The sequence below is a fragment of the Pseudopontixanthobacter vadosimaris genome (assembly GCF_012979275.1).
Classification (GTDB): domain Bacteria; phylum Pseudomonadota; class Alphaproteobacteria; order Sphingomonadales; family Sphingomonadaceae; genus Pseudopontixanthobacter; species Pseudopontixanthobacter vadosimaris.
The window spans coordinates 140,640-149,903 of the sequence record NZ_JABASZ010000040.1; the positions used below are offsets into that span (position 1 = coordinate 140,640).

The window sequence follows — 9,264 nt, forward strand, 5'->3', positions numbered from 1 at the left end:
GTTGCCGCCAGCCGCCAAGGGTTCAGCGCGTCAGCTTCTTGTAGGCAAGCCGCGTCGGGCGGTCTGCCGCATCGCCCAGGCGGCGGCGCTTGTCTTCTTCATAGGCTTCGAAATTGCCTTCGAACCATTCGACGTGGCTGTCCCCTTCGAAGGCCAGGATGTGAGTCGCCAGCCTGTCGAGAAAGAAGCGGTCATGGCTGATGACCACGGCGCAACCGGCGAAATTCTCCACCGCATCTTCCAGCGCGCGCAGGGTTTCGACGTCGAGATCGTTGGTCGGTTCGTCCAGCAGCAGGACGTTGCCGCCCTTCTTCAGCATCTTCGCCATATGGACACGGTTGCGCTCGCCGCCGGACAGCTTGCCGACGCTCTTCTGCTGGTCCTGACCCTTGAAGTTGAAGGCACCGACATAGGCACGCGTCGACATATCGTGACCATTGACCTGCATGTAATCGAGGCCGTCGGAGATTTCCTCCCAGACATTGTGCTTCGCGGTCAGATCGTCGCGGCTCTGGTCGACATAGCCGAGATGCACCGTCTCGCCGATCTCGATCGAGCCGCTGTCCGGCTCCTCCTGCCCCGTGATCATCTTGAACAGGGTGGACTTGCCGGCGCCATTCGGCCCGATCACGCCCACGATCCCGCCCGGCGGCAGGATGAAGGACAGATCCTCGAACAACAGCTTGTCACCGAAGGACTTGGTCAGGTTCTTCGCTTCGATCACCTTGCCGCCGAGTCGCTCGGGCACCTGGATGACGATCTGCGCCTTGCCCGGCTTGCGATCCTTCTGCGCATCGACCAGTTCGTCGAATTTCTTGATGCGCGCCTTGGACTTCGTCTGGCGCCCCTTGGAGCCCTGCCGGATCCATTGCAATTCGTCGGAAATCGCCTTCTGCCGCCCCGATTCCTCGCGGTCCTCCTGCTCCAGCCGTTTCGCCTTCTTCTCCAGGTAGGTCGAGTAATTGCCCTCGTAAGGGTAGTATGACCCGCGATCGAGTTCCAGGATCCAGCCGACGACATTGTCGAGGAAGTAGCGGTCATGGGTGATCATCAGCACCGCGCCGGCATATTCGGCGAGGTGATTTTCCAGCCAGTTCACGCTTTCGGCGTCCAGATGGTTGGTCGGTTCGTCCAGCAGCAGGATCGACGGCTTCTGGATCAGCAGGCGGGTGAGCGCCACGCGGCGCTTCTCGCCACCTGAAAGATTATCGACACTTGCATCGGAGGGCGGGCAGCGCAAAGCCTCCATCGCGATTTCAAGCTGGTTGTCCAGCGTCCACCCGTCGACCGCATCGATCTTGGCCTGCAAATCGCCCATTTCTTCCATCAGCGCATCGAAATCGTCGGCATCGGGATCGCCCATCTGCATCGAGATTTCGTTGAAGCGATCGACCATGTCGGCCGTTTCGCGCGCGCCGTCCCTGACGTTTTCAAGAACCGTCTTGCTCTCGTCCAGATGCGGTTCCTGCGGCAGATAGCCGACGGTGATGTTCTCACCGGCCCAGGCCTCGCCCTGATATTCGGTATCGATCCCGGCCATGATCTTCATCAGCGTCGACTTGCCCGCGCCGTTGGGGCCGACGATGCCGATCTTGGCCCCCTGGTAGAATTGCAGGTTGATGTCCTTCAGCACTGGCTTCGGGGCACCGGGAAAGGTTTTCGTCATGTTCTTCATGACATAGGCATATTGCGCGGCCATCGGGCGTCCTTCGGATTAGTGTCGTCGCGGGTAAGGGATCGCGCCCGCAGATAGGGTCTGTCGCGCCCGGGGGCAAGAACGCTTGTGAACGGCGGACATCGCAGAGCCATGTGTGACGTTGGAAATGCGGTGCTGGACAGGTGGCGAGGGCGACGATAGCAGACCCGCCATGAAAAAATTCGCTTTCGCCCTCGCTGCACTGCCGTTCCTCGTCCCCGCCACCCTTGCTGCCCAGCAGCCCGTTATACCCTCCGCCCCCGCCGCGGCGCAGGCGCATGCCGCGTTGCAGGGCGACATGAGCGCCTGGGATTTCACCGAAGGCATCACGACCGAGGTCGGGCCGCGTCAGGCCGGCACGCCGGCAGAGGCGCGCGGCCGCGAATGGGCGATGAACTGGCTGCGGCAGCAGGGCTTCGCCAATGTGGCGAACGAACCCTACATGATGGACACCTGGGTCCGTGGCGAGGAACGTGCCGCGATCGTCTCGCCCTTTCCGCAGGCCATGCATATTACCGCACTGGGCAACACCAGCGCGACTCCGCCGGGCGGCATCACGGCAGAAATCGTGCAGTTCCTGAACTATGCCGATCTGGTCGCCGCGCCAACGGGCAGCCTCGCCGGCAAGATCGCCTTCATCAGCCACGACATGATGCCGACGCAGGATGGTTCCGGCTATGGCTTTGCCGGCCCGGCGCGCTGGACCGGGCCGGGGCTTGCGGCCAGCAAGGGCGCGGTCGCCACAATCATCCGCTCCGTGGGCACTGACGATCACCGCAATCCGCATACCGGCGGCACCAGCTTCCCGGCAGGAGTCGCGCCGACTCCGGCTGGCGCCTTGTCCAATCCCGATGCCGACAATCTGGAGCGCATGTTTCAGCGGGCTACCGGCCCGATCACGATGAACCTGGTGCTCACGCCGCGCAGCCTCGGCCAGACAGAAAGCGGCAATGTCGTCGCCGAAATCACCGGGCGCAACCCCGCGCTTCCGCCGGTGCTCGTCGCTTGCCATCTCGACAGCTGGGATCTCGGCACCGGGGCCATGGACGATGCGTCGGGCTGCGGCATCGTCGCCGCCGCCGCGAAACACGTCGCTGCCGCCGGGCAGCCGCTCCGCACTATCCGCGTGCTGTTCGCAGGGGCCGAGGAAACCGGCCTGTGGGGCAGCAAGGCCTATGCCGCCGCCCATGCCGACGAACCGATCGCCGTGGGGCTGGAAAGCGATTTCGGCGCGGACCGCATCTGGCAGTTCCAGTCGAATTTCACCGAAAGCAATCCCGACCTGTATCGCCGCATTGCCGAAGCCGTGGCCCCGTTCGGCGTCGCGCCAAGCGCCATCGTCGCGACCGGCGGGGCGGACATCGATATCGCCCGCGAACAGAATACCGCGATCGTCGACCTGCAGCAGGACGGCACGCGCTATTTCGACCTTCACCACACGCCGGACGATACGCTGGACAAGATCGACATCGCCCAGCTGCGTCAGAATGTGGCCGTATGGACGCAAGTGGTTGGAATTTTGGCGAACGAGCGGGAGCCGATTGCCCGCTGAGCCTGCGGAACGGCCGAAACGAAAGGGGAACCGTGGCGGAATCGCGGCGTTAGGGGATTATGAAAATATCACTCCTGCCGCTGGCCGCTCTCGCCCTTCCTGCAACCGCTCTCGCCATTCCCCTGACTGCGCTCGCCCAGGCGTCCTCCGGGTCGGAGCAAACCAGTTCTGCCGATCGTGCGCGCAGCAATTCGCTCAGCGTTACCCTGCCTGACGGTATCACGGCGAGCATGCTTGGCAAGCGCGACGCCCAGATGATCGCGGTGCAGACCATGCTGGACCGGAGCCGTCATTCTCCGGGCGTGGTCGATGGTTACGGCGGCGGGAACACGCGCCGGGCGATCGACGCCTATCGCCGTGCGAATGGCCTCGGTTCCGGCGGCAATGTCGATGGCGATTTGCTGCGCTCGCTGCTCGACACGCAGGGAGGCGACGTGTTCCAGACCTACACGATCAGTTCCGAAGACGTGAACCGCAGCTGGACCGATGTTCCGGCAGATTTCGAAGCCAAGGCCGAACTGGACAGTCTGGGGTATGAATCCGCGCAGGAAATGCTTGCGGAACGCTTCCACATGGATGCTGACTTCCTCGCTGCGCTGAATCCGGGCGTCGATTTTTCGCGTGCCGGGCAGACGATCAACGTGATCGCCAAGGGTGACGAAACGCTGAACGCCGATGTCGCGCGGATCGAGATTCGCAAGGGTCAGAATTCCGTGGTCGCGATGGATGCATCGGGCAAGATCGTCGCCAGCTATCCCGCAACGATCGGCAGCGGCGAATTCCCCAGCCCCAGCGGCAGCATGACCGTCGTAGCCGTCGCGCCTGCTCCGAAGTATTACTTCAGCCCCGAAGGGCGCGAGTGGGGTCCCGACCGTAATCTGACGATTGCCGCCGGTCCCAATAATCCGGTCGGCGGCACATGGATCGACCTCAGCAAGGAAGGGTATGGCATCCACGGCAGCCCCGATCCCAAGATGGTCGGCAAGCGTAACAGTCATGGCTGCGTCCGCTTGACGAACTGGGATGCCGAAGAACTCTCCAAGGCCGTGTCGCAGGGCGTGACGGTAGTTTTCACCTGAACATCCGCAGCGCAATGCGGTGAATGCAGCGGCGTTTCCACTTGCATCCGGCGAAAGGATCAGAAGAAAGGGCGTATGATCCGCCCTTTTTTGCAAGCTCGATCCCATTGTTGGACCATGCGACCGGCCGGCATGACGAAGGCCGCCGGCCCGGTCGATCTCAGCCCACAATTTCTGGCTTCGAACGGTGTCATCGGATACCGCACTCGCGAGTCCTTACATCCGGATCCACTGTAACCGGTCGGTCCGCCACAAATGGTTCGTCAGTTTCGGCCCGATGGTACCGCCGCTTTTTGCTACGATCACGCCGCCGGAGATTCCTGCGCCGTCATCGCGTGAGCGGGCCGACTGCCAGACGATGCAGAGGTGCTGCTGCGACTTGTCGATGGTTCGACCGCAACGCTGGCGCTGGGCGCGCAGGGAAGATCCAGGGCCATGGCAAGAGTGATGCTGACGGCCCAGCGGCATATGCGCTTCGTCATCATGGTTTCATCCTGGCGCTGTCGCGCTGCTGACTGGCTGCGCAGACATGACGTTTGCAGGTGACCTTTCGCCGAAAGCACCGAGCAAAATTGGCCTGCTCGCAATGGTGATCGATGCGAGTGCCCGCCCCTGCCGCCTCTATGGTTGCAGCGGCCGAAGCATCCGCAGTCATGCATGCTGATCAATGCTTTGCTGCTTCAGGCGGGCCGGTTGCTGGTGCTGGATCCCGACGGCACGGTGCAGGGCGGAGGCCGATTGCGCCAGGTCGTGAAATTGCCGCAGGAACCGTCATCAGAAACCGCCATCGCATGGGCCGTCGCTGCGGCCTATCGCCGGATCAGGAGGCGGGTTGGGTTGGGCGGCGGCGATGCCAACTGTTCGCTGCCATCGGATTGTGGTGCGGAGCGTTGAACCTGCCGCTCGTCCGGCTGGCCGCTTGCCTGCTGGGCCTGGGCGATGCAGCGGTGCGGACGTTGCGCGGCGACGACGCGGCCACGATGCGCATACCTCTCGGCACGCATTTGCGCCTTGCTGCGGCCGGTTTGCTGCCCATTCAGAGCACTTTCAGCGGCGCGATCTGGACCGGCGGGGCCGCTCGATCCTGCTGCTGGCTTCCTGCAGCGTGCTTTTTTCCGCCCTGCACGATTAGGGGTTCAGTCCGCAGGTGGAAACGGCTAGGCGACGAGCCGTCGGGGAGTGGCGCAGCCTGGTAGCGCATCTGCTTTGGGAGCAGAGGGTCGCAGGTTCGAATCCTGTCTCCCCGACCATTCTTCACGTAAATGACTGTTCTGAAACGGCTTTCACTGGCCGGTTCAGATCGCCTAGCCAACGACGTGGGCAATTAGCTAGCCATTTCCTAGCCAACCCCGTTCAGGAAAGGCGCCCCTGCCGGTCTCCGACAAGGAGCCGACAATGGCATCGATACCCCACACCTATATTCAGTCCGGCCGCTACTACTTTCGCCGCCGGGCACGGTTAACCGAATCCCTACACGCGCACGTTACAATGGCGCTGGGTACGCGCGAACCCGCGCTTGCCCGCCACCGTGCAGCCGGTCTGTCGGTGCGCTTCACCGAATTGGCCGGGAGGGTCGCAATGTTCATCGAGCGGGGCGACCGCCTGACACAGGCGATGATCGATGAGATCTTCGACGCCGAGCTGCGAACGTGTCTCGACGATCTCCTGCTTGGTTTTCATGCCACCGACGACCCGCAATCGGTCGCCGGTTCCTACCGGACCGCAGCGGCAGCCTTTCGGCTGGCACAGCGACCGGTGGCTGCGCGCGAAATCGGTGAACAAGAGCGTCGGCGACTGCTTTCGCAAGGGTTCAACGAAAATAGCATCGAGGGTGTTGCGGCCGATCTCGACCGCTATGCCCACCCGGACCATGTGGCGACTGCGCTGATCGAAGAATGGATTGCTGCGTTTGGTATGCTTCCCAGCCGGGCGAGCTACGGCGCTATCGCCGCCGTCATAACCCGCGCTCACGGGCGCGCGCACGAACTGGCCTCTCGCTATCTCGATTCCGAGATCCAAGATGCCATCGATCCCGGCGCCGCCTTGGCGCGGCGGGCCCGAGACGAGAGCTTCCGTCCAGCGGGACTGGCGGGAGCTTTGCCGACCGCAATTTCCGTTCAATCCGCCGCTGCACCGGCCAGCACCACCGTTCCCGCCGCCGTCACCACGTCGGACCCTGTATCCGCGACTCCAGCAAATAGTCGCTTCCTCGTTCACAGCACACGGCGGTTCAGCGAAGTGATCGAAGAGGTCGCCGCCGCGATGAAGGCCGAGAAACGCTGGACCGGGGACATCAGCCAGCAGATGCGGGTGATGCGCAGCTTTTCCTGGATCACCGGCGACAAGGCCTTGGGCGACTCCACCCATCTCGACGTGGGCGAGTTCAAGAAGGCGCTGCAACTGCTTCCCAAGGGTTTCCAGTGGAAAGAGCACTTCGACCAACCCTACGAAAAGGTGGCCAAGAGGATTAACGCCGAAAAGGTCGCTTACGAGCGCGCGACGGACAAGTCGAAAGTGAAGCCTTTCGTCCCTCGCCAGCCGGTCACGATCAACCGCGACCTGTCCTATATGTCGACCGTTGCCGGATACCTTGCACAGAACGAGTGGGCACCGATTATCCCTAATAACGAGGTGCTTAAGTTCACTCGCGCGCTCATCCGCAATGCAAAGCCGAAGGGTACAACCCCGATCAGGCCGCCGTGGAAAGTCAGTCAGCTGCGTGATTTGTTCACCGCACCCGTGTGGACCGGGGGTCGTGGGCACCTCCAGCGCCTGCACCCGGCTCCTCCTGAAGATGTCTATCAGGACGCAGGCTACTGGTTGCCGCTGTTGCTGTATTACTCCCACGCTGCCCTAAACGAGATCGCCGGACTGAAGCTCGACGAGGTCAGCCTGGACACGCCCGTCCCGTTCGTCACCGTTCAGAACAACAACTTGCGTGGGACCGACGACGAATTGCTCGGTGAGAAACGGGCCGCGCGAGGCCGCGATATCCCGCTGCACAGGGAGATCATGCGGCTGGGGTTTCGCCCATATGTCGAAGCCATGCGCGAAGAAGGCCATGCCGCCCTTTTCCCCGAATTATGGATCAACACGCGCAAGAACGGCGGTGCGCACTTCCGCGAGAGGGCGTGGATGCCGCTCATGACGTGGGCCGAGCAGCGGATGACCTTGCCAAAGGGGTTGAACGGAAAAGGAGTGGACCTCCATAGCATCCGCAAGACCGGCAGCGGGTTCTACGCCGTCGAAAACGTGCCGGACACCGTGCGCGCCGATATCATGGGTCACGCACGCGCGGACGGGGACGAACGGCCTGCACTACAGCTTTCGCGAGCTGAGTGAGGACCAATACGTTGCACTTGGAGAAGCCCGCGATCTAATGGAGAGCCGCATCACGGTTATCACCAACCACCTCGAACCCCAGGCACTGAGAATCCTGCCATTGCCGCATCGTAGCCGCTTCGGTGCACCCCCGAAGAAGCGGGACTGAAATAAACGACGAAAAAGGGGTGGCCGTCCTGCCACGAACACCCCCGAATTCACGCTGCGATCGCTAGTTGGTCTGCCACCTCCCGCTCCAGCTGACTTTGGAAACGGGCCAAGACCGCCCCAAGCCGATGTTCGGGTCGCCTTCTCCGGAATGCGGCGATGTGCGCAATCGCTGCCGTCGCATACCGGATACCGGGCGTTCCCTGTGTACACAACCACGCGGACCAGACGAGAGCGACGAGCAGCGCGTCGGCTTCCACGTGCTCGCGCAGCTGCTGCCACTCGGCCGCGGTGGATGGCACCGGCACATCGGCTTTCGATGACACCAGCTCGACCGGAATGCCGAGCCGGATCGCCAATTGGGAAAGGTGAATCCACGATTTCCCTCTGCCCTTCAGCAGCAAGCCGAGGTCCGTATGACGTTTGTCCCAGCGACCCGCGAAATCGAGAAGCTGGTACGGTAGACGGACACCTGCGGTCATCGCGGCAAGGTTTAGCAGTGGGACATCGGTTCCCAGGCTTCCGTATCCAACCAACGCATGCCGGTCGCGCATTCGTAGGAAGTGGCAGAATTGCTCAAGCATCGCCCCTTCGCCACCCCAGTCGGTCTGCACCCAAGACGCATGATCTTCGATCGAGAAAGTGCCGAGCTCGTCGAAGCTGAAGGAATAAGCAGTCAACGCGACCACTTCCTTCACCGCCATCGCCCGACGGTCCGACTTTTTGTCGAAAGTCCGGTGAGCGCGATACCAGTCATTCCGCCACGCGTACTCGGCGTCAAATGCGACATACTTGCCCATCAGAATTCCTCCGCCGAACCGAAGGCGCCAAGCGGTGCCGCTTTCCGCAAGGCCGACCAAGCCTGGTATGCAGCAGCGAGCCGGACGCGCTCATGCCCGGCTGCTGCGGTGAACAGATGCGCGAGATAGAGCGCCTGCGCTTCCTCCTGGGCCCGCCGGGCCCGTTCGGCGAGGAAATCGGCCTTGTTTGCACGGTGCAGGCCGAAGTATTCCGTCACCGTATCCAGCGCTTTTTCCGGCATAGAGATAGGACGTACGTCCAGATCGGGTCGCAACTCCGCTAGCACTTGCGCGTCGGTTGGAGATGGCATCGGCTTCCCACCCGCAAGATGGCGCACGAGGCCGCGGGGCATGCGGGAGGCGCGTATAATCACAGTCGCATCCAATAAAACGAGATGTGCGACGTGATCGGAAGCTTGATCTCGGGACATCACAAGCGGAATGACGGCCGAGCGGATCTTGAACGAGGTCGACAGCGTGTCATCCATGGACGTGAAAGACGCGGCGCACGCGATGCGACCGAGGTGGTCCCGGAAATCTGGACAGGGTGCTAAGCTAATCCCGACCTGAGGAATGGACGGGAATGAAGACGACGAGAAAGCGCTACAGCGCGGAGTTCAAGGCCAAGGTTGCGCTGGAGGCGATCCG

General features: G+C 62.4%; 7 protein-coding genes and 1 tRNA gene. 5 read left to right on the forward strand and 3 right to left on the reverse strand.

What is annotated here, in order from left to right:
* Nucleotides 1–22: 22 nt before the first annotated feature.
* Nucleotides 23–1,699 (reverse strand): energy-dependent translational throttle protein EttA, encoded by a 1,677-nt coding sequence (ettA, locus tag HG250_RS11540; protein WP_170005460.1) that lies wholly within the window; start codon nucleotides 1,697–1,699, stop codon nucleotides 23–25.
* Between the two features lie 169 nt (nucleotides 1,700–1,868).
* Here ettA and HG250_RS11545 point away from each other — a divergent pair, with 169 nt between their 5' ends.
* The 5 genes from HG250_RS11545 to HG250_RS11565 all read left to right on the forward strand — a co-directional run bounded on the left by HG250_RS11545 (nucleotide 1,869) and on the right by HG250_RS11565 (nucleotide 7,669).
* Nucleotides 1,869–3,248: a M20/M25/M40 family metallo-hydrolase gene (locus tag HG250_RS11545; protein WP_170005461.1), complete on the forward strand. Its 1,380-nt coding sequence runs from the start codon at nucleotides 1,869–1,871 to the stop codon at nucleotides 3,246–3,248.
* Between the two features lie 59 nt (nucleotides 3,249–3,307).
* Entirely contained in the window at nucleotides 3,308–4,327 is a 1,020-nt protein-coding gene (locus HG250_RS11550; RefSeq protein ID WP_170005462.1) for a L,D-transpeptidase family protein, read from the forward strand.
* Between the two features lie 657 nt (nucleotides 4,328–4,984).
* Entirely contained in the window at nucleotides 4,985–5,221 is a 237-nt protein-coding gene (locus HG250_RS11555; RefSeq protein WP_170005463.1) for a hypothetical protein, read from the forward strand.
* A gap of 279 nt (nucleotides 5,222–5,500) precedes the next feature.
* Nucleotides 5,501–5,577, forward strand: a tRNA-Pro gene (locus HG250_RS11560).
* Nucleotides 5,578–5,722: 145 nt separating this feature from the next.
* Nucleotides 5,723–7,669 carry a hypothetical protein gene (locus tag HG250_RS11565; protein ID WP_170005464.1) on the forward strand — a complete coding sequence of 649 codons (1,947 nt, stop codon included), beginning with the start codon at nucleotides 5,723–5,725 and terminating at the stop codon, nucleotides 7,667–7,669.
* Between the two features lie 197 nt (nucleotides 7,670–7,866).
* Here the strand turns inward: HG250_RS11565 and HG250_RS11570 are convergent, their stop codons facing one another.
* Nucleotides 7,867–8,616 (reverse strand): 3'-5' exonuclease family protein, encoded by a 750-nt coding sequence (locus HG250_RS11570; protein WP_170005465.1) that lies wholly within the window; start codon nucleotides 8,614–8,616, stop codon nucleotides 7,867–7,869.
* Entirely contained in the window at nucleotides 8,616–9,104 is a 489-nt protein-coding gene (locus tag HG250_RS11575; protein WP_170005466.1) for a hypothetical protein, read from the reverse strand. Before HG250_RS11575 ends, HG250_RS11570 begins: the two co-directional genes overlap by 1 nt.
* Nucleotides 9,105–9,264 lie beyond the last annotated feature (160 nt).

Excerpts from the sequence above, each read along its gene's own strand:
- HG250_RS11550 (WP_170005462.1), top strand. The coding sequence starts at position 3,308 with ATGAAAATATCACTCCTGCCGCTGGCCGCTCTCGCCCTTCCTGCAACC.
- HG250_RS11570 (WP_170005465.1), bottom strand. The coding sequence starts at position 8,616 with ATGGGCAAGTATGTCGCATTTGACGCCGAGTACGCGTGGCGGAATGAC.
- HG250_RS11545 (WP_170005461.1), top strand. The coding sequence starts at position 1,869 with ATGAAAAAATTCGCTTTCGCCCTCGCTGCACTGCCGTTCCTCGTCCCC.
- HG250_RS11565 (WP_170005464.1), top strand. The coding sequence starts at position 5,723 with ATGGCATCGATACCCCACACCTATATTCAGTCCGGCCGCTACTACTTT.
- ettA (WP_170005460.1), bottom strand. The coding sequence starts at position 1,699 with ATGGCCGCGCAATATGCCTATGTCATGAAGAACATGACGAAAACCTTT.
- HG250_RS11555 (WP_170005463.1), top strand. The coding sequence starts at position 4,985 with ATGCTGATCAATGCTTTGCTGCTTCAGGCGGGCCGGTTGCTGGTGCTG.
- HG250_RS11575 (WP_170005466.1), bottom strand. The coding sequence starts at position 9,104 with ATGGATGACACGCTGTCGACCTCGTTCAAGATCCGCTCGGCCGTCATT.